The 20,129-nt window shown below is 59.7% G+C and carries 18 protein-coding genes and 1 tRNA gene; 11 read left to right on the forward strand and 8 right to left on the reverse strand.

Going from position 1 to position 20,129, the window contains the following annotated elements; all coding sequences use genetic code 11:
• Positions 1-21 precede the first annotated feature (21 nt).
• Positions 22-1,008, forward strand: coding sequence for a branched-chain amino acid ABC transporter permease (locus TM1040_RS04865; protein WP_011537484.1), 987 nt, complete (start codon positions 22-24; stop codon positions 1,006-1,008).
• A 36-nt stretch (positions 1,009-1,044) separates the two neighbouring features.
• Here TM1040_RS04865 and TM1040_RS20470 read toward each other — a convergent pair whose 3' ends face one another.
• Positions 1,045-1,206 (reverse strand): hypothetical protein, encoded by a 162-nt coding sequence (locus TM1040_RS20470; protein ID WP_254658846.1) that lies wholly within the window; start codon positions 1,204-1,206, stop codon positions 1,045-1,047.
• A 366-nt stretch (positions 1,207-1,572) separates the two neighbouring features.
• On the opposite strand from TM1040_RS20470, the gene TM1040_RS04875 reads away from it, so the two are divergent.
• The 6 genes from TM1040_RS04875 (at position 1,573) to TM1040_RS04900 (ending at position 8,314) form a co-directional block, all read left to right on the forward strand.
• A complete protein-coding gene (locus tag TM1040_RS04875; RefSeq protein WP_011537486.1) occupies positions 1,573-1,833 on the forward strand; it encodes a hypothetical protein in 261 nt (86 codons plus the stop codon).
• Between the two features lie 38 nt (positions 1,834-1,871).
• Positions 1,872-2,948: a branched-chain amino acid ABC transporter permease gene (locus tag TM1040_RS04880; RefSeq protein ID WP_011537487.1), complete on the forward strand. Its 1,077-nt coding sequence runs from the start codon at positions 1,872-1,874 to the stop codon at positions 2,946-2,948.
• Positions 2,949-3,039: 91 nt separating this feature from the next.
• Entirely contained in the window at positions 3,040-4,323 is a 1,284-nt protein-coding gene (locus TM1040_RS04885; RefSeq protein WP_011537488.1) for an ABC transporter substrate-binding protein, read from the forward strand.
• A gap of 118 nt (positions 4,324-4,441) precedes the next feature.
• Positions 4,442-5,278, forward strand: coding sequence for an ABC transporter ATP-binding protein (locus TM1040_RS04890; protein WP_011537489.1), 837 nt, complete (start codon positions 4,442-4,444; stop codon positions 5,276-5,278).
• A 16-nt stretch (positions 5,279-5,294) separates the two neighbouring features.
• The gene (locus TM1040_RS04895) at positions 5,295-6,512 is read left to right on the forward strand and encodes a phenylacetate--CoA ligase family protein (RefSeq protein WP_011537490.1); all 1,218 of its coding nucleotides are present in this window, start codon (positions 5,295-5,297) and stop codon (positions 6,510-6,512) included.
• 122 nt (positions 6,513-6,634) lie between these two features.
• Positions 6,635-8,314 (forward strand): ABC transporter permease, encoded by a 1,680-nt coding sequence (locus TM1040_RS04900; RefSeq protein WP_011537491.1) that lies wholly within the window; start codon positions 6,635-6,637, stop codon positions 8,312-8,314.
• Positions 8,315-8,317: 3 nt separating this feature from the next.
• Here the strand turns inward: TM1040_RS04900 and TM1040_RS04905 are convergent, their stop codons facing one another.
• From TM1040_RS04905 to TM1040_RS04925, 4 genes are all read right to left on the reverse strand, one after another.
• On the reverse strand, positions 8,318-9,181 hold the full coding sequence (locus TM1040_RS04905) for a CobW family GTP-binding protein (RefSeq protein ID WP_011537492.1): 864 nt from the start codon (positions 9,179-9,181) through the stop codon (positions 8,318-8,320).
• Between the two features lie 386 nt (positions 9,182-9,567).
• Entirely contained in the window at positions 9,568-10,578 is a 1,011-nt protein-coding gene (locus TM1040_RS04915; protein WP_011537493.1) for a Fe(3+) ABC transporter substrate-binding protein, read from the reverse strand.
• 360 nt (positions 10,579-10,938) lie between these two features.
• Entirely contained in the window at positions 10,939-11,064 is a 126-nt protein-coding gene (gene ykgO / locus TM1040_RS04920; RefSeq protein WP_005648635.1) for a type B 50S ribosomal protein L36, read from the reverse strand.
• Between the two features lie 81 nt (positions 11,065-11,145).
• Positions 11,146-11,220: transfer RNA gene (locus TM1040_RS04925), tRNA-Val, on the reverse strand.
• A 148-nt stretch (positions 11,221-11,368) separates the two neighbouring features.
• Between TM1040_RS04925 and TM1040_RS04930 the strand changes: the two genes are divergently transcribed.
• A complete protein-coding gene (locus TM1040_RS04930) occupies positions 11,369-12,229 on the forward strand; it encodes an N-formylglutamate amidohydrolase (RefSeq protein ID WP_011537494.1) in 861 nt (286 codons plus the stop codon).
• 36 nt (positions 12,230-12,265) lie between these two features.
• On the opposite strand, the gene TM1040_RS04935 is transcribed toward TM1040_RS04930, so the two are convergent.
• A complete protein-coding gene (locus TM1040_RS04935; protein WP_011537495.1) occupies positions 12,266-13,537 on the reverse strand; it encodes a DNA polymerase IV in 1,272 nt (423 codons plus the stop codon).
• Between the two features lie 102 nt (positions 13,538-13,639).
• Here TM1040_RS04935 and TM1040_RS04940 point away from each other — a divergent pair, with 102 nt between their 5' ends.
• The gene (locus tag TM1040_RS04940; RefSeq protein WP_011537496.1) at positions 13,640-14,059 is read left to right on the forward strand and encodes an NUDIX domain-containing protein; all 420 of its coding nucleotides are present in this window, start codon (positions 13,640-13,642) and stop codon (positions 14,057-14,059) included.
• A 413-nt stretch (positions 14,060-14,472) separates the two neighbouring features.
• Here TM1040_RS04940 and pyrF read toward each other — a convergent pair whose 3' ends face one another.
• A complete protein-coding gene (gene pyrF / locus TM1040_RS04945) occupies positions 14,473-15,198 on the reverse strand; it encodes an orotidine-5'-phosphate decarboxylase (RefSeq protein ID WP_011537497.1) in 726 nt (241 codons plus the stop codon).
• Positions 15,199-15,442: 244 nt separating this feature from the next.
• Here pyrF and clpB point away from each other — a divergent pair, with 244 nt between their 5' ends.
• A complete protein-coding gene (gene clpB, locus TM1040_RS04950; RefSeq protein WP_011537498.1) occupies positions 15,443-18,061 on the forward strand; it encodes an ATP-dependent chaperone ClpB in 2,619 nt (872 codons plus the stop codon).
• A gap of 189 nt (positions 18,062-18,250) precedes the next feature.
• A complete protein-coding gene (locus TM1040_RS04955; protein WP_011537499.1) occupies positions 18,251-19,744 on the forward strand; it encodes an FMN-binding glutamate synthase family protein in 1,494 nt (497 codons plus the stop codon).
• Here TM1040_RS04955 and TM1040_RS04960 read toward each other — a convergent pair.
• Positions 19,717-20,118, reverse strand: coding sequence for a hypothetical protein (locus tag TM1040_RS04960; RefSeq protein ID WP_011537500.1), 402 nt, complete (start codon positions 20,116-20,118; stop codon positions 19,717-19,719). The genes TM1040_RS04955 and TM1040_RS04960 overlap by 28 nt on opposite strands.
• Between the last annotated feature and the right edge of the window lie 11 nt (positions 20,119-20,129).

Below are 20,129 nucleotides of genomic sequence, written 5' to 3' on the forward strand. Positions count from 1 at the left end.
CAATGAACAAGGAGGCGCACCATGCCTGATCAACTGATCTTTGCCATGGAGGTGACGCTCAACGGTCTGATGGCGGGGGTGCTTTATGCGCTGGTCGCGCTGGGCTTCGTGCTGATCTACAAGGCCTCGGGCATTTTCAATTACGCGCAAGGTGTTATGGCGCTATTTGCGGCGATGACCCTTGTCGGGATCATGCAGGGGCAGGTGCCCTTTTCCCATCTGATCAACGCGGTCTTTGGCGGCCATATCACCCACTTTGGATGGACAGTCCCATCCTTCGTGGCAATCATGATGACTGTCGCGGTCATGGTGTTGCTGGCGTGGCTTGTGCAGGTCCTGGTGATGAAACACCTCGTCGGCCAGGAACCGATTATCCTGTTCATGGCGACCATCGGGCTGGCCTATTTCCTCGAAGGCGTGGCGGACCTCATGTGGGGTTCCGAGATCAAGACGCTCGATGTGGGGCTGCCGCAGGGGATCAACCTCTGGATCGATGAGACCACCTTCGGGATCTTTGGCTACGGCTTCTTCATCGACAACCTCGATATCGTGGCGACGGTAATTGCCGCGCTGCTGGTTACCGGGCTTGTGCTCTTTAGTCAGTACACCAAGCAGGGCCGTGCGATGCGCGCGGTGGCGGATGATCACCAGGCAGCGCTGTCGGTCGGCATTTCGCTCAACTACATCTGGGTGCTGGTCTGGTCGGTTGCCGGGTTCGTCGCACTGGTCGCGGGCATCATGTGGGGCACCAAATCCGGCGTCCAGTTCTCCTTGTCGCTGATCGCGCTTAAGGCGCTGCCTGTTCTGATGCTCGGGGGCTTCACCTCGATCCCCGGTGCGATCGTTGGCGGCTTGATCATCGGGGTCGGAGAGAAGCTCTTTGAATTCCTGATCGGCCCCATGGTTGGCGGTGCAACCGAGAACTGGTTCGCCTATGTGCTGGCGCTGATCTTCCTGGTGTTCCGTCCGCAAGGCCTCTTTGGCGAGAAGATCATTGAACGCGTCTGAGGCTCATATCCTCCCCACCTCCGGTGGCATGCAGGCTCAGCCCTGCATCCGCTGGAAGGCGGCGATGACCACTGCGGCTACAACCGTGACGGCCAGTGTGAGGGCGATGGTGATGTCTCCGATGAGCCTGCCGATGAGGAAGGTGATCATGGCGGCGCCACAGAGTCCCACCAGAACCAGCCCCCAAAAGAACGACATGTCCTGGGGCTCAACGCTGTCCGAATGCGGAGCCGCTGCAGGTGCTGCGCGGCGCGTGGGCGCGGGGGCGGCAGGGCGCGACCTTGGCCGCGCCGCTTGCGAACGCGTTGCCGTGGTGCGGGGTCGCGGTCCGGTGGGCTCCACCTCCGCGTCTTCCACCACTGACAGCAGTTTCGACCGGGCGTCCCTGTATTGGGCGTCGGTCAGATCTCCTCGCTTCCGTGCAGCCTCCAGCTGCCGGAGTCTCTCCAGCATTACGGTCATTTCACCCACTCACTTTTCCCACGCAAAATTTGCCGGGGAGATTGGGGCAAAATGTGGCGAAACCCGGATATCTGACGAAATGGTTAACGTGGGAGGCCGCGCATGGCCAAGCTGATTTCCATTCTGAATGTCATTGCATGGTCTGGATTCTGGGCCTTTGGCTATCTCGCCCTGACAGGCGAGGGCTACACCGGCGGGCAGGTTACTGTGGCGACGCTCTTGGCGGCACTCGGTCTGTTTGCAGGCATCTTTGCCTATCTGAAACTGGTGCGGATATCGGAGCGGAAAGGCTACGCCAAACCCTCCAATCGCATGACCAGAACCCAGCGCGATGACGCGCAGTCCAAATGGGGAGAGGTCTGATGCAAAACGATAAATTCAAAGAAGGGAGCCTCTGAGCCATGTTCTATCGTGAAGCCGGGGATTTCAAACTCTCCTATGTCGAGGACAGTCAGACTTTTCCGATCAAATTCGATCGCTACCGCTACTATGCGGTGCTCGCTCTGGCCTTTGGCGTGGTGCCTTTTGTAGTCAATGACTATTGGGTCAATGCGATCCTCTTGCCCTTCCTCATCTATGCGATTGCGGCGATTGGGTTGAATATCCTTGTTGGTTACTGCGGGCAGGTGTCGCTGGGCACCGGGGGCTTCATGGCGGTTGGGGCCTATGCCTGCTACAAGCTGATGACAGCCTTTCCCGAAGTGTCCATGTTTATCCATGTTCTGCTTGCAGGCGGAATCACCGCGCTGGTCTGCGTGCTCTTTGGTTTGCCCAGTTTGCGCATCAAGGGATTTTATCTGGCGGTGGCCACATTGGCGGCGCAGTTCTTCCTGGTCTGGCTCTTCAACCGCGTGCCGTGGTTTTACAACTATTCCGCTTCTGGCCAGATCAACGCGCCCGAGCGTGACGTATTTGGCATCATCATCACCGGCCCCAATGCACCGGCCTGGGCGACCTATCTGTTCTGCCTGATTTTCCTGACCTTCTGCGCCATCGTGGCCCGCAACCTGACCCGCGGCACCCAGGGGCGGACGTGGATGGCGATCCGGGACATGGATATCGCGGCCGAAATCATCGGGGTGAACCCTTTGAAGGCAAAAATGACGGCCTTTGCGGTCTCGGGCTTCTTTGTCGGGATCTCGGGCGCGCTGTTCTTCGCGGTCTACCTCGGGGCGGTCGAAGTGGGCGAGGCCTTTGGCATCAACAAGTCGTTCCTTGTCCTCTTCATGGTCATCATTGGCGGCTTGGGCTCGATCTTTGGCTCTTTTGCGGGCGCCGCGTTCCTGGTGCTGCTGCCGGTGATCCTGAAGGTCGTAGGCGTGGATTGGCTGGGTTGGCCGACGGACATCGTCGCACATTTCCAGCTGGTGATCGTGGGTGCGCTGATCATCACGTTCCTTATCCTGGAGCCACACGGCCTTGCGCAGCTCTGGCGCGTCGCCAAGGAGAAACTGCGGCTCTGGCCCTTCCCGCACTAGGGAAGGCGACCAAGACATTCGCCGGGGGCGGCAAGAGGAGGTCGGCCCCGACCTAAAACACATCGGAAAAATTCAGGGAGGATGACACCCGATGAAACTGAAACTGACAAGCGTGGCGCTGAGCGCACTGATCGCAGCAAGCCCGGCAATGGCCGATCTGGTATTCCCCGATCTCAGCTATCGCACAGGCCCCTATGCGGCAGGCGGCATTCCGTTCTCCGACGGCTACAACGACTATTTCACTCTGGTGAACGAGCGTGACGGTGGCATCGGCGGCGTCAAGGCACGCGTGATCGAATGTGAGACCGGCTACAACACCGAAAAAGGTGTGGAATGCTATGAATCCACCAAGGGCGAAGGCGCTCTGGTCTATCAGCCGCTCTCCACCGGGATCACCTATCAGCTGATCCCCAAAGTGACCGCCGATGGCATCCCGCTTCACACAATGGGCTACGGTCGGACCTCGGCCGCCAACGGCAAGGTGTTCTCTAACGTCTTCAACTATCCCGCCAACTACTGGGACGGGGCTTCGGGTGTGATCAACTACCTGCTCGAAGAAAATGGCGGCGACCTGAACGGAAAGAAGATCGCGCTGGTCTATCACAACTCTGCCTATGGCAAAGAGCCGATCCGCACGCTGGAAGAGCTCTCCAAGAAGCACGGGTTTGAGCTGAGCCTGCTGCCGGTTGATCACCCGGGTCAGGAACAGAAATCGCAGTGGCTTCAGATCCGCCGCGACCGTCCCGACAATGTTGTGATGTGGGGCTGGGGCGTGATGAACCAGGTGGCAATTCAAGAAGCCTCCAACATCCGCTTCCCGATGGAAAACTTCATCGGCGTCTGGTGGTCCGGCGCTGAGCACGACGTGATGGCCGCTGGCGACAAGGCGGATGGCTATAAGGCCGTGACCTTCCACAACGTTGGTCGTGACTTCCCGATCTTTGAAGACATCCAGACGCATGTCGTCGACAAGGGTCTTGCGGCAGGCGCTGGCGATCAGATCGGCAACGTTCTCTATAACCGCGGCATGTATGCGGCGATGCTTGCTGTCGAAGCAGCCAAGACCGCACAGGAGATCCACGGGACTGCCGAAATTGACGCCTCTATGATGCGTGACGGGATGGAAGCGCTCTCCATCACGGCTGAAAAGATGAACGCGCTTGGTATGCCGAACTTTGGTCCGTCCTTCGATGTCAGCTGTGAAAACCACGGCGGCCCCGGTCTCGTGGGTGTGACCCAGTGGGACGCGGAGACCCAGACCTGGTCGCTGGTTTCGGGCTTTAACCCGACTGACCAAGAGGTGATCGACGCTCTGGTGGCCGAAGACTCCGCATCCTATGCGGCGGAGAACAACATCGAAGAGCGCTGCAACTAAGGCGCCTCTCGCGCCGGGGCGTCTTGCTCCGGCGCGGTTCAGGAAACTTACCCGATGTGGCGGCATGCGCCACATCTGATCCGTCCCAAGCGGACGCTGGCAAAGGATAGCTTTCAACATGCTGGATGCGGCCAACTCCACAGACGTGCAGGCGGAGACACTGCTTGAGGTCAACAACATCGAGGTGATCTACAACCACGTGATCCTCGTGCTGAAAGGCGTGAGCCTGAACGTGCCCAAGGGCGGCATCACCGCGCTGCTCGGCGGCAACGGAGCGGGCAAGACCACGACTCTGAAGGCGATTTCCAACCTGCTTCACTCCGAGCGTGGTGAAGTGACCAAGGGCTCTGTCCGCTATCGTGGCAGAGACGTTCACGAGCAGGATCCGGCGGAGCTGGTGAAAACCGGCGTTATTCAGGTGATGGAAGGCCGCCATTGCTTTGAACACCTGACAGTAGAGGAAAACCTCCTGACGGGCGCCTACACGCGCGGCGACAGCAACGCCAAGATCCAAGAGGATCTGGAACTGGTCTACACTTATTTCCCGCGCCTCAAGGAACGGCGCAAAAGCCAGGCGGGCTATACCTCGGGCGGGGAGCAGCAGATGGTTGCGATGGGCCGCGCCCTCATGAGCCGTCCCGAGACGATCCTTCTGGATGAGCCGTCCATGGGGCTAGCACCGCAGCTCGTAGAGCAGATCTTTGAGATCGTGAAGTCGATCAACGAGAACGAAGGCGTGACCTTCCTTCTGGCGGAACAGAACACCAATGTGGCGCTGCGCTATGCCCACTACGGCTACATCCTGGAATCCGGCCGTGTGGTGATGGATGGCCCCGCTGCCGAGCTGCGCGAAAACCCGGATGTGAAAGAATTCTATCTCGGCATGTCCGATGAAGGCCGCAAGAGCTTTCGCGATGTGCGGTCCTATCGCCGTCGCAAACGGTGGTTGAGCTGAGGCGGGGAGGGACGACATGACCTATTTCGACAAATTGGAAACCCGAAGCGCCGAGGAACGGGCGGCAGATCTGGCGACTTTGTTGCCCGAACAGATCGCCCGCGCCAAGGCCGCCCCGGGCTTTGCAACACAGCTTGCGGATGTGGATCCTAAAAAGATCACCTCGGTCTCAGCCCTTGCAGAGCTCCCGGTGCTGCGCAAATCCGACCTGAGTGCCGCCCAGTCGGCCAAGCCTCCGTTTGGCGGGTTTACCGTGAAACCCGCGCATGGGTTTGCGCATATCTTTCAATCTCCCGGACCGATCTATGAACCGGGTGGCGTAGATCACGACTGGTGGCGCATGGGGCGTTTCCTGCACGCGGCAGGGGTCGGCGAACGCGATGTGGTGCAGAATTGTTTTGGCTACCACCTGACACCGGCAGGCATGATCTTTGAAAATGGCGCACGCGCAGTTGGGGCTGCGGTTCTGCCCGCGGGCACCGGCCAGACCGAACTCCAGGTCACGGCCGCTCGCGATGTCGGAGCCACCACATATGCTGGCACCCCGGACTACCTCAAGGTGATCCTCGACAAGGCCGAGGAAATGGGCGTTGAGCTGGGCTTCAAGAAGGCAGCTGTTGGCGGTGGTGCGCTGTTTCCGAGCCTGCGTCAGGAATATGCTGATCGCGGTATCTCTTGCCTTCAGTGTTACGCGACTGCGGATCTGGGCAACATCGCTTATGAGAGCGCCGCCATGGAAGGCATGATCGTCGACGAGCAGGTCATCGTCGAGATCGTTACCCCCGGAACCGGCACCCCGGTTGCGCCCGGCGAAGTGGGCGAGGTCGTGGTGACAACGCTCAACCGAGACTACCCGCTGATCCGGTTTGCGACCGGCGACATGAGTGCGGTGATGCCCGGTCAGAGCCCCTGCGGGCGCACCAATATGCGCATCAAAGGATGGATGGGTCGTGCCGATCAGACGACCAAGATCAAAGGCATGTTTGTCCGCCCAGAGCAGGTTGCGGCCCTGGTCGACAAACACGACGAGATCGTGAAGGCGCGGGTCGTTGCTTCGCGCAATGGCGAAATGGACGTGATGACGGTGCGTATCGAGGCCAATGGCGGCGACGAGATCACGTTTGCCCGCTCGGTGGTCGATGTCCTCAAATTGAAAGGCACGGTCGATATCGTCACACCCGGCTCTTTGCCCAAGGACGGGTTGGTGATCGAAGATCAGCGCAGCTACGACTGAGCCAAACAGATATGATCCAAGTGAGCCGCCGTTGCCGACATGCCGTCGCAGCGGCGGCTTTGCGCTGGAATTTCCGACAAAAATGCTTGAAACAGGGCCGACTCGTTATGAAGGCCGCATGAATGACGCACGCAAGCCAGACCCAAGCGCCAGCTCCTCGCCGTAAAACCTCTGCGCGCATCAAAGGCGCGCGGCGGTTCCAGGTGGTGGCATGGGTGGTGGCAATCGCGTGCCTTTTGCCGATGGCTGCAGTCGCGATCGCAGCCCTGACGGGCGGGGTGGAGACGATCACGCATCTTGGCCAAACCGTGCTGCCCCGCTACGCGCGCACAACGGTGTATCTGGTACTGCTGGTGTCACTTGGGACCTTTTCCATCGGGGTCGGGGCCGCGTGGCTGGTGACAATGACGCGCTTTCCCGGTGCACGGTTCTTTGAGATCGCGCTGGTACTGCCCCTGGCTTTTCCGGCTTATGTGCTGGCTTATGGCTATACGTTCCTTCTCGATCATCCGGGCATCGTGCAGACAACTTTGCGCGAGGTGACAGGCTGGGGGCCGCGAGACTACTGGTTCCCTGAAATCCGCTCGCTTGGGGGGGCGGCGCTGATGCTTGTTCTGGTGCTCTACCCCTATGTCTATCTTCTGGCGCGCGCCGCCTTCCTGCAACAAAGCGCCTCTGCATTCCTCGCGGCGCGGGCGCTTGGCGACAGCTCGTGGCGAGCGTTCTGGCGTGTGAGCCTGCCAATGGCACGCCCTGCGGTGGCTTCGGGTGTTCTCTTGACGGTGATGGAGACCATCGCAGACTATGGCACGGTCGCCTACTTCGGGGTGCAGACCTTTGCTACGGGTATCTACACCAGCTGGTTTTCGATGGCGGATCGCGCCGGTGCGGCGCAGTTGGCGCTATGCTTGTTGGGGTTTGCGCTGATGCTTGCGGTTGCAGAGCGCATCAGTCGTGGCCGCGCCCGCTATCACCACGCAGGCAAGCAACAGGCTGCTTTGCCCCCGGCCACGCTGTCGCGGGGAAAAGCGGCAGGGGCAATCATCCTCTGCGCGCTGCCGGTTGTGTTTGGGTTCCTCGTGCCGCTCATAAGCTTGACCCTGATGGGATTGAACTCGGAGCAGAACCTCTTGAGCCGCCGCTATATTTCCTTCATCACCAACTCGTTGACCTTGGCCAGCACGGCTGCCGTGGTCACGCTTCTGGCTGCAGTCTGCCTTGGGTTTTATCAACGTCTGAAACCGGGACGCCTGTCGAGCACGGCGGCCAATGTTTCGCGGCTCGGCTATGCGGTGCCCGGTGGTGTGATCGCGGTTGGTCTCATGGTGCCATTTGCCGCCTTCGACAATGCGCTTGATGCTTGGATGCAGGCCAATTTCGGCCTGCGTACCGGGCTTTTGGTGACGGGCTCGATCTGGCTCTTGGTGGTGGCCTATATGGTGCGCTTCATGGCGGCCGCGCTTGGCGCATATGAGGGCGGACAGGCGACAGTACATGCAAATATGGATGCAGCGGCACGGTCATTGGGGCAGAGCCCATTGGGCATGCTGCGCCGCGTGCATCTGCCGATCCTGACACCCAGCCTTTTGACAGCCTTGCTGATAGTTTTTGTGGACGTGATGAAGGAGCTGCCCGCGACTTTGATCATGCGCCCCTTCAACTTCGACACTCTTGCGGTGCAGGCGCATCGGTTAGCGGCGGATGAGCGGCTCGAGGGCGCGGCGGTGCCCTCTCTTGTGATCATGGCCGTTGGACTGTTGCCCGTGATCCTGGTGTGTCGTCAGGTCCGGCGGCGCAGTTAGGCCCTAGCTGCCGGTCCACCAGGCCTCGATCTGGTCGTGGCTGATCCGCTGCTCGGGCCCCAGCGCCACCAGGAGGGTTTCATTGGCGTCGCAGCGGCGGGCTTCGACATGTCGGCCAACGATATGGAGCTGGTAAGCCCCGCCGGAAGTCAGCACAAAACCTTTCATGCGATAGAGCCCCTCCGGGCGCTCCGCGAGCTTGTCGCCGAGGGCGCGGCGGTCGATGACTTCGGTGCTGCGGTGATGCCAGCTGACGTAGCCGGGATGGGAAACGGTGCTTTTGCTGCGTGGAAGCGGCGTGATGTCGAATAGCAGACGAGAGAGTTCGATGTCAGATGTCAGCGTGGGCGTGCGAGCGCCGAGTGCGCCGAGTGCCGCGATGACGCCGTCATCACTCTCGTGTTCTAGCTTGCTCACCAGTACCAGGTCCGCCGCACAGATCTGCTGCGTGACCTGTGGCTTCAACAAGGGGTCGTCCATGAGTGTGGAGAAATTCGAACCATCCACAACCGTAACAATGCCCGCATAGCTCAGGCGGCTGTCATTTAGCAGCGCATTGGCGATGGCCACGGGTTCGGCCACACCGCTGGTTTCGATCAGGATGTGATCCGGTGGCTCAGCACGAGACACAAGGTCATTCACACTCAGTGCAAGATCATCTCCCAGCGAGCAGCACACGCAGCCATTGGTGAGCGCGACGCTGTCGACAGTCTTGTTCGAGATCAGGGCCTCGTCGATGTTGATGCTGCCAAAGTCATTGATCAAGACAGAGAGGCGCAGCCCGTGATCCTCGCCGAGCAGCGAGTTGATCAATGTGGTCTTTCCTGCTCCGAGATAACCGCTGATGATTGTGACAGGAATACGCATCAAACCCTATCCCCGCGCATTGAATGCAACGTATTCAGCATCTCAGCCGAGCTCCCTATTGTGTGCAACTGCAAACTCTGTGGCTCGCTGGGAGCGATTCCATAGAGGTTGGGGGGGCGATGGTCCAGCCCCACCTTGGCGCCGCGCGCGGGACATAGGCCCGCCCGCGCGCTTGCCCCCTGATTTTGCATGATAATTAAACGGCGGTTCAATTTTCTCATTTGCAAGAGGGCGTCGCCCCTTAGAGGTGCTGGATGGGTCAAGTTGCGCTTCTGACGCGAATTTTGGCGATTCGCGACCGTTGCGACGGTCGTTTGTGTTGTTGCGAGCGGAAACGAAAAAGGGCGCAGCAATTGCCGCGCCCTTTGACATAACGTGGGGAACGATTATTCCCAGCCAACCTCGTTAAAGATCTTCTGTGCGGTCGGCACGTTCTTGGCGACCTTGGAGAGGTCCACGTCGTCGGCCTTGAACTCGCCGAGCTGTGCAACGCTTTCCGACTTGCTGACGCCCGGGACCGCCGGGAATTCATCGTTGCCGCCGGAGAAATATTCCTGCGCCTGATCGGAAGCCAGGTACTCGAGGAATTTGATGGCGTTCTCACGGTTCGGTGCATGTGCTGCAACACCGGCGCCGGAGAGGTTCATGTGGGCGCCTTCAGCGTCCTGAGCCGGGAAGGCGACGCCGATCTTCTCGATCTCAGCCGAGAGGCCTTTGACGTCTTTGCGCAGGGCACGGGCAAAATAATAGGTGTTTGCAATCGACACGTCGCACTCGCCGGAGATCAGGCCGCGTAGCTGGTCGGTATCGCCACCCTGCGGATCGCGGGCAAAGTTTGCGACGATGCCTTCTGCCCAATCGCGTGCCGCCTCTTCACCGTGGTTCTCGATGATGGCCGACAGCAGGGTCTGGGAGTAGACATTGGAAGACGATCGGTGGCAGACCATGCCTTTGTATTCGGGCTTGGCAAGATCCATGTAGTCTGCGGGCGGGTTGGCCACGTCAGTCTTGTCATAGAAGACGATGCGGGCACGCTGAGAGAAACCAAACCACTGGTTGTCGCTATCTTGCAGGTTGGCGGGGATGCGCTCTTCAAGAATGTCGCTGTCGATGGACTGAAGCACACCGGCGTTCTTCGCGCGCTCAAGGCGGGAGGTGTCGACGGTGATCAGAACATCCGCAGGAGAGTTGGCCCCTTCGGCCTGCATGCGCGCGACCAGCTCATCGGCTTTGCCTTCGATGCGGTTGATGGTGATACCGGTAGCCTCTTCAAAGTCGGTGTAGAGGCGTTCGTCGGTGTCGTAATGGCGGGACGAGTACAGGTTCACAACCCCGTCAGCAACGGCGGTCGTAGCAAGGCTCGCGGCGATTACGGTAGTGAAGACTTTGATTTTCATTCGATTTCCATCCTCGTGAATGTCGCTAGTCCCTGGGTGACGCTCGCTCGGCCAATTCCCAAGTTGTTTAGTCAATTACTATATTGGGCGCGAAAGAAAAGGGGGTATCCGATAAATTCAGTCAGAAAATTTCTGCGGCCGGCCAATTTAGGCGCGGTCGAGTGTCGCAGCCACGCGGATACGGAGGCTCCGGGCGGCTTGAGTGTAAGGCTGGAGAATGGAGTTTCGGTCGAGATCGGGGATGTGCGCCGAGTCGTGCGGCGGGTATTGGTTGGTGTGAGAACCAAACCCAAAAACAAAAAACCGCATCCTGAGATGCGGTTTTTCGGAGCCTTCAAAGAGGCATCATGTGCTAAGTGCTCAGCCTTGGCGTGCTTTGAACTTGCGCTGCGTCTTGTTGATGACGTAAACGCGGCCCTTGCGACGCACAACCCGGCAGTCACGGTGCCGGTTCTTCAGCGAGCGGAGCGAGTTCTTGACCTTCATGGTCTCTCTCCTTTTCTGCGGCGCGAACCAGCGCCTGGGTTAGCGGGGCGTCCTGGACCGCAGTCCAAAACAGCGAAATCATGGTGGGCGGTACAAGGATCGAACTTGTGACCCCTTCGATGTCAACGAAGTGCTCTACCGCTGAGCTAACCGCCCATGATGCCAACTCAAAACTACGCCGATTGGCGCATCGCTTCGCGTCGGTGAAGGGGTCTATAAAAGGAGTCGATTGTGGGTGCAAGAGCTTTTGCCACAGAAATATAAACTCTATGCTGGGAATCTCAGGCAAGAGGGCGGAGTGGGCATGTCAGGTCAGGCATATTCTATCGAAATGCCGCAAGGGTGGCAGTCACCGGTGGTGATTGCGTCGCCTCACAGCGGATCGAATTACCCAAAAACCTTTGTTTCTCAGTCGATTCTGGACGCAAACCGGCTGCGCAGTAGTGAAGATGCCTTTGTCGATCAGTTGTTCGCAGCTGCCCCGAGGCTCGGCATGCCATTGCTGACAGCCAAAATGCCCAGAGCCTATGTGGATCTCAATCGCTCCTCCGATGAGCTTGATCCGGCCTTGATCGAAGGGGCGCGCCGGCGTGGACAGAATCCCCGAATTGCCTCGGGGCTTGGCGTGATTCCCCGCGTGGTCGCGAATGGGCGCGAGATCTATCGCGGAAAAATCCCGATGGATGAAGCCGTGGCGCGAATCGACGACTATTGGGTCCCCTACCATGCAGCGCTACAGAGGTTGCTGGATGCCTCCCATACGCGGTTTGGCAGGGCGATCCTTATTGATTGCCACTCCATGCCTCATGAAGCGATCGAAAGCTGCTCTCCGCGACGTGAGAGACGGCCCCAAATCGTGCTGGGCGATCGCTTTGGCGCTGCTGCCGATGCGGCGATCGTCGACCAGGTCGAGGCGGCCTTTGCCGAAGTTGGCTTTCGTGTTGCGCGCAACAGCCCGTTTGCCGGCGCTTACATCACGCAAACATACGGGCGCCCTTTCCGTCATCAGCACGCCATTCAGGTTGAGATTGACCGCTCTCTTTATATGCACGAGGCTGACGTCGCCCCCAACGACGGGTTTGACGACGTGCGCGCGCGTCTGACCCTGGCGTTGCAGCGGATTGCGCAACTGGGTGAGGATCTCACCCCGATGGCAGCAGAATAGCCCGAACCGAGCAAGCCCCCGGGGGCGTTCCAGATTCTAACGAAGTGACCGACCTTTTCGGATCGCCTCTTTGCCAAAGCGTTTGCGAATCTCATCCGTCGCGCGTTCTGCATTGGCGCGTTTGGTTGCGTCCGGGTCCAGCAGGTCCCCTGTGGCATCCGCTTGCGCTTCGGGCGCCAACTCGCTGATGCCGCAACCAAGCAATCGAAATGGGCCTTGCTGGATCGTCTGGTCCAACAGGCGCCGCGCCGTGCGATAGATTTGATCTGCATATTGCGTCGGGCTGTGCAGGGACTGTCGCCGAGTGAGGGTCGAATGGTTCGCGCGCTTGAGTTTCAGTGTTACCACCCGTCCCGCGAGACCTTTGGCCTTGGCGCGATCTGAAACCTGTTCCGCGAGGCGCCAGAGGTGGCCATCCAGTACCTCAGAATGCATCGTGTCCTCAAAGAAAGTGGTTTCTTTGGAGATGGATTTGACCGGCGCGCGCGCAGAGACCTTGCGGCGGTCCTCGCCGCGCGCAAGATGCCAGAGCCGATCTCCCATGCTGCCAAATCTGTCATGGAGATCGCGCCGTTCCCAACGCAGAAGGTCAGAGAAGGCTCGGATACCCGCCTTTTCGAGCGAAGCCTGTGCAGCGGGGCCAATGCCCCAGATGAGGCGCACAGGTTTGTCGCGAAGAAACTCCGCGGTTTCAGCTTTGCCGATTACGGAAAACCCGCGCGGCTTGTCGAGGTCGGACGCCACTTTGGCGAGGAACTTATTATGGCTGAGGCCAATGGAGCCCGTGACCCCCAATTCGTCCTTCATGCGCTTCACAAGCCGCGCGAGCATGACGGCAGGCGCTGCGCCATGCAGCCGCTCTGTGCCCGAGAGATCCATGAAGGCCTCATCCAGAGAAAGCGGCTCTACTTCAGGTGTCAGTTCGTCCATCATAGCGCGAATGGCGCGGCTGGTTTCGGCGTAGACCTCCATGCGGGGTTTGATCACGACTGCATCGGGGCAGAGTTTGAGCGCCTGAAACATCGGCATTGCGGAGCGAACGCCGCGAATGCGCGCCACATAGCAGGCCGTGGAGACCACACCGCGATGCCCCCCGCCAATTATGACCGGCTTGTCTGCGAGCTCAGGATTATCGCGTTTTTCAACACTTGCATAAAACGCATCACAGTCCATATGCGCGATGGAGAGCGACAAGAGTTCCTCATGCTGCTTAACGCGCGGGCTGCGGCAGACCGGGCAGCGTTTGGGGCCGCGAGGTGACGTGCCGGGGTCAAAACAATGCAGGCATTCGCGGCATAGGGCAGGCATGAGGGGCTCGAACTAAGGCAGAATAGGGGTGCTTACCGATGGCGTTCACAGTAGCGTGCACGCAGCGCAAGCAGGCGCATCCATGCGGGGTTGAACTGTATCATGAGCTTTAAGGGAGCGAAACTGCTGCTGTTTCTCGGGCCTCATCTCCTGGTGATTCTGCGCGACCAGAAAGCGGGTATCCCCTTCCCCGGACACTGGGATTTTCCGGGTGGCGGCCGGGAGGGTGATGAAACCCCGCAGGCCTGCGCCTTGCGAGAGACCTACGAAGAGGTCGGCCTGATCTTGCCCGAAAGCCGCATTCACTACAGCCGCCGCTATCCTCGGCCTGATGGTGCAACCTGGTTTTTTGCGGCAGAAATCGGCGCGCGATGCGTGGGGGATATCAAGTTTGGTGATGAGGGGCAGGGCTGGGATCTGATGACGCCCGAAGACTACATCGCGCATCCCCTCGGCATTCCGCGATTCAAGGTCCGGTTGCAAGACTACCTCCAGAGCGGGCGCCGCGCAGCCGAGATCTGACCAAATGCGCATTAGTTCGGTCTGCGCTGGAGCCGAGGGAAAAACCCCAAATTTTGTGTTTTTGAAAGAAAGCCCCCGCACAATTGGCGGGGGAAGGTGACGTTTCTCAGGAAGAGGTAAACGTCAGGGGAGTGTCTCACCCCTAGATTCACCCATGTGAGCCAGTTTCGCAAAGGTTGAGAGGGTGTTTGAGGGGATTTAACGGTCTGCCCTGTGCTTTCGATGTCACGCCGCATACATTCAACTTTTCAAATCGAGCCGGGGTGCGACTCAATTTGTTCTTTGATCCCTGCGGGTTGCGGTCGAGCGGCGCGTTAGGGTGGCCCCGCAGGGCGCAACGGGGCTATTTGGTGCGTTTGCGTTTGTTTATCGGGGTCGAGCGCACAAAAAACAGGCGTGTGGCTGCGCGTGCCTCAGTTCGGCGCTTTCGCCTGCGGGCTGTTCATCTCTTGCAGAATTGACTCTGCCGCTACCCGGGGTGCTTCCGCCTGCCAGATCGGGCGACCGACAACGATGTGGTCAACGCCGGAAGCAAGAGCCTGCGCCGGGGTTGTAACGCGCTTCTGGTCGCCAAGGTCAGCGCCCACCGGGCGCACACCAGGAGTGACGATCAGCTTGCCTTCTGCTTCGGGCAGGGAGCGGATCATGGCGGCTTCCTGCGGGCTTGCAATGACGCCATCTGCGCCAGCCGAGAACGCCTTGCCGGCGCGCTCTTGCACCAGATCTTTGATCTCACCGGATTTGATCATCGCCCCATCCAGATCGTCGCGATCCAGCGACGTAAGGATTGTCACGGCGAGGATCTTCAGATCCTTGCCCGCAGCCCCTTCTTTTGCGGCGCGCACCACATAGGGGTCGCCGTGCACGGTCAGGAAGTCGAGATCGAACTGCGCCAATCCGCGCACCGCGTTTTCCACGGTGGCCCCGATGTCAAAGAGCTTCATGTCGAGGAAGATCTTTTTACCTAACTCTTGCTTCAACTCATTTGCGAGGGCCAGCCCGCCCCCGGTGAGCATCCCAAGGCCGATTTTGTAGAATGAGACCGCGTCACCCAGCTGTTCCGCCAGTTTGAGCCCTTCAAGGGCGTTGGGAACATCCATGGCAACGATCAGGCGGTCATCTGCGAGGGGGCTGGTCATCGGGGATACTCCGGTTTTTAGGGCAAGCTGGCGCCTTCCTACTGTCTTAGAAGGGCCTCGAAAAGGGGAGACGGTGGCTTTTTGCCAGAGTTGATCCCGGTCAAGGTTCGTCAACTTCTCGGATGTTACTCTGGGACTTGAAGATGGGGCTCGAATGCCCACATCTTTGATCAAGGCCTACACCGACCCTGTGCCGCCAAGCGGGCGGGGTCACGAGAGGGGCGCTTATGAAGAGGAGAAGAAGATGGACTTGAACAAGTTCACTGAACGGGCGCGTGGTTTTGTGCAGGCGTCCCAGACGATTGCGTTGCGTGAAGGCCACCAGCGCCTGACACCGGAACATATCCTGAAAGCATTGCTCGACGACGATCAAGGCATGGCGTCGAACCTGATTGCGCACGCGGGCGGGAACATCGCGCGTGTGAGCGAGGCAGTAGAAGCCGCGATCGGCAAGTTGCCGAAGGTTTCTGGCGATGCTGGTCAGATCTATCTGGACGGGCAAACCGCCAAGGTTCTGGATGAAGCGGCCAAGGTGGCCGAAAAAGCGGGCGACAGCTTTGTCCCGGTCGAGCGACTGCTGACAGCGCTTGCCCTCGTGAAATCCAAGGCAAAGGATGCGCTGGACGCAGGTGGCGTGACGGCGCAGAAGCTCAATGAGGCGATCAACGACGTACGCAAGGGGCGCACGGCGGATACCGCAACCGCAGAGGATACTTATGAGGCGCTGAAGAAGTTCACCCTCGACCTCACGGAGCGTGCGAGAGAGGGCAAGATCGACCCGATCATTGGCCGCGATGACGAAATTCGCCGCGCCATGCAGGTTCTGTCGCGTCGCACCAAGAACAACCCTGTGCTGATCGGCGAGCCGGGCGTGGGTAAAACCGCGATTGCCGAAGGCATGGCTTTGCGGATCGTCAATGGCGACGTGCCCGAGAGCCTCAAGGACAAGCGTCTGCTAGCGCTCGACATGGGCGCGCTTATTGCGGGTGCGAAATATCGCGGTGAGTTCGAGGAACGCCTCAAGGGCATCCTCAATGAGGTGACCGATGCGGCGGGCGAAATCATTCTGTTTATCGACGAGATGCATACCCTTGTAGGGGCAGGCAAATCCGATGGCGCGATGGATGCGGCCAACCTCATCAAGCCGGCACTTGCTCGCGGTGAGCTGCACTGTATCGGCGCAACCACGCTCGATGAGTATCGTAAATACGTAGAGAAGGACGCAGCCCTGGCCCGCCGCTTCCAGCCTGTCATGGTCACGGAGCCGACGGTGGAAGACACGATTTCCATCCTGCGTGGCATCAAGGAAAAGTACGAGCTGCACCACGGTGTCCGCATTGCGGATGCGGCGCTGGTGTCTGCCGCTACGCTCTCGAACCGCTATATCACCGACCGGTTCCTGCCCGACAAGGCGATTGACCTTATGGACGAGGCGGCATCGCGCCTGCGGATGGAGGTGGACTCCAAACCCGAAGAGCTCGACGCGCTGGATCGGCAGATCCTGCAGATGCAGATCGAAGAAGAAGCGCTGAAGCTCGAGGATGATGCGGCGTCGAAGGACCGGTTGGAGCATCTCCAGAAGGAACTGGCAGACCTGCAGGAGCGTTCGCGCGAAATGACCGCGCAATGGCAGTCCGAGCGTGACAAGCTCGCCTCTGCGCGTGATCTGAAAGAGCAGCTTGATCGCGCACGTGCCGAACTCGACATCGCCAAACGCGAGGGGAATCTCGCCAAGGCGGGTGAGCTGTCTTATGGCGTCATTCCGGGGTTGGAAAAGCAGCTCTCTGAGGCCGAACAGAAAGAAGAGCAGGGCCTGATGGTCGAGGAAGCGGTGCGCCCGGAGCAGATTGCAGCTGTGGTGGAACGCTGGACCGGTATTCCGACCTCAAAGATGTTGGAGGGCGAGCGCGAGAAGCTCTTGCGGATGGAAGATGGCCTGCACAAGCGCGTCATTGGTCAGAACGCCGCCGTGACGGCCGTGGCTAACGCGGTGCGTCGGGCGCGCGCGGGGCTCAATGATGAGAACCGTCCGCTGGGGTCCTTCCTATTCCTTGGGCCGACCGGCGTGGGGAAAACCGAGCTCACCAAAGCTGTGGCCGAGTTCCTCTTTGACAATGACAGCGCGATGGTACGCATCGACATGTCGGAGTTCATGGAGAAACACGCAGTCGCACGTCTGATCGGTGCCCCTCCGGGCTATGTCGGGTATGACGAGGGCGGCGTGCTCACCGAGGCGGTGCGGCGCAGACCTTATCAGGTGGTTCTGTTTGACGAGGTCGAAAAGGCCCACCCGGACGTGTTCAACGTGCTCTTGCAGGTGCTCGATGATGGCGTGCTGACCGATGGTCAGGGCCGGACCGTGGACTTCAAGCAGACGCTGATCATCCTGACATCAAACCTCGGAGCGCAGGCGCTGAGTCAGCTGCCAGATGGCGCGGATGCAGCAGATGCCAAACGCGACGTGATGGATGCGGTGCGGGCACACTTCCGGCCCGAGTTCCTGAACCGTCTGGATGAGACCGTGATCTTTGACCGTCTGGGACGGCACGATATGGACGGTATCGTCGAAATCCAGCTTGGGCGTCTCGCCAAGCGTCTGGCGCAACGCAAAATCACGCTGGAGCTGGATGAGGGGGCAAAGACCTGGCTCGCAGATGAGGGCTACGACCCGGTGTTCGGGGCGCGTCCGCTCAAACGCGTGATCCAGCGCGCCTTGCAAAACCCGTTGGCCGAGGCCCTGCTGGCTGGCGACATCAAGGACGGTGAAATCGTTCCCGTGTCTGCCGGGGCTGAGGGGCTGGTGATCGGGGATCGCGTCGGCAGCTCCGATCGTCCGCTGCCGGATGATGCCGTGGTGCATTGAGCACCCACCTATATAAGGAAAATGGGGTCGCCCTCTGGGGCGGCCCTTTTTTAAACGAACGTCTGAATTCTAAAGGTCTCGTGATGGAGCGCGTTGCAGTCGTGACCCGCCTCTCCGGGCAGTAATGCTACAAGTTAACGGAGGGCGGCCCTTAAGGGCCGCGTGATCCGACGACAGAAAGGAAGTGCGATGGGGTTTGCAATGAACGCGGTGTCGATTCTTGCGGTGATGTTCATCTGTTTGATTGGCGTATTGGGCCTTGTGGCACTGATCATGTTCCTCATCGATCGCAGCCAGACGCAGGACGCCATTCGGCGCAACTATCCGGTTCTTGGCCGGTTTCGTCACCTCTTCAGCACCCTTGGAGAGTTCTTCCGCCAGTATTTCTTTGCAATGGACCGCGAGGAATTGCCTTTCAACCGGGCTCAGCGGGAATGGATTGCCCGTGCCTGTGCGGGTGTGACGAACACAGTCGCCTTTGGCTCTACGCGCAATACATCCGTGCCCGGAACGCCAATTTTTGTGAATGCGCCCTTTCCACCCCTTGATGATCAATTTGCAAGCGCGGAACCGATGCTCATCGGTCCCACTGCGCGTGTACCATATAATGCGCCGTCCTTCTTCAATATCTCGGGTATGAGCTACGGGGCCCTCTCGCGCCCGGCCATTACAGCCCTGAGCCGTGGGGCGCGCGAAGCAGGGGTTTGGCTCAACACCGGTGAAGGCGGATTGAGCCCGTTTCACCTAGATGGCGGGTGCGACATCGTCTTTCAGATCGGAACTGCCAAATACGGTGTGCGAGACACGGCCGGCAACCTAAGCGATGCGCGGCTCAAGGAGCTTGCGGAGATCCCACAGGTCAAGATGTTTGAGCTAAAGCTCGCGCAGGGGGCCAAACCCGGGAAGGGCGGCATACTGCCCGCCGAGAAGGTCAACGCCGAGATTGCAGAGATTCGCGGCATTACAGAGGGTGAGGCCAGTATTTCACCGAACCGTCATCTCGACATCGCGAATTACGATGACCTCTTGGATATCGTGGCGCGCATCCGGGAAGTCACGGGTAAGCCCGTGGGCATCAAGACCGTCGCCGGCTCCGAGGTCGCCCTGCGCGAGATGTTCCTGAACTTTGCCGCACGGCCCGAGGATGTGCCGGATTGCATCACCATAGACGGTGGAGAAGGCGGCACCGGCGCGGCACCGATGCCTTTGATCGATCTTGTCGGCATGTCTGTGCGTGAGGCGCTGCCTTTGGTCTGCAATCTGCGCGACGAATATGGCTTCAAGGACCGTATTCGCCTGATTTCGAGCGGCAAGCTGGTCAACCCCGGTGATGTGGCCTGGGCGCTGGCCGCAGGGGCGGATTTTGTGACTTCGGCGCGCGGGTTCATGTTTTCCCTGGGGTGTATCCAGGCGCTCAAGTGCAATCGCAACACCTGCCCCACCGGCATCACCACGCATGATCCGCGTTTTCAAAAGGGGCTGGTGGTCGAGGACAAGTATAAAAAGGTCGCGCGCTACGCCCGTGAGGTGATCCACGAGGTGGAAACCATCGCGCATTCCGTGGGCGTTGACGAGCCGCGCAAGATGCGGCGCCGTCATGTGCGGATCGTGGGCGAAGGCGGGGCGTCGGTTCCGATGAACGTGGATCAGCCCTCTTACGGCAGCAGGGGCAGCAACGCCTGATCTGGAAAGAGCAGAGCCGCCAGCAGCGCCACCGCAATCCCGGCAAAGATCCAAGAGGCGCGGCGCAGGGTGGGGTGGCCGCTCCAGGCTTGCATCAGGACCGCAGCGCCACCGTTGGACAAGATACCAAGCGCAAGCACCTCATGGCTGACCTCTCCGCCGAGGGCTGCGATGAGACCGGAAAAATACATGCCGAGCAGCACCAGAAGCGTCAGTCCATACAGCCGGTAGGTGAGCGGGCTGTCGCCATATTGCGCCATCAGACCATTCAGCCGCTTCTGTGGCGCAAAAAGGAACAGATGCGTGAGGCCAAGGGTGACAAGGATCTTGATTCCCAAGATCACGGTGAGCGGGTTCATTGAGACATCAGTCATGACGGTCCCTC

The organism is Ruegeria sp. TM1040, from assembly GCF_000014065.1.
Lineage (GTDB): Bacteria > Pseudomonadota > Alphaproteobacteria > Rhodobacterales > Rhodobacteraceae > Epibacterium.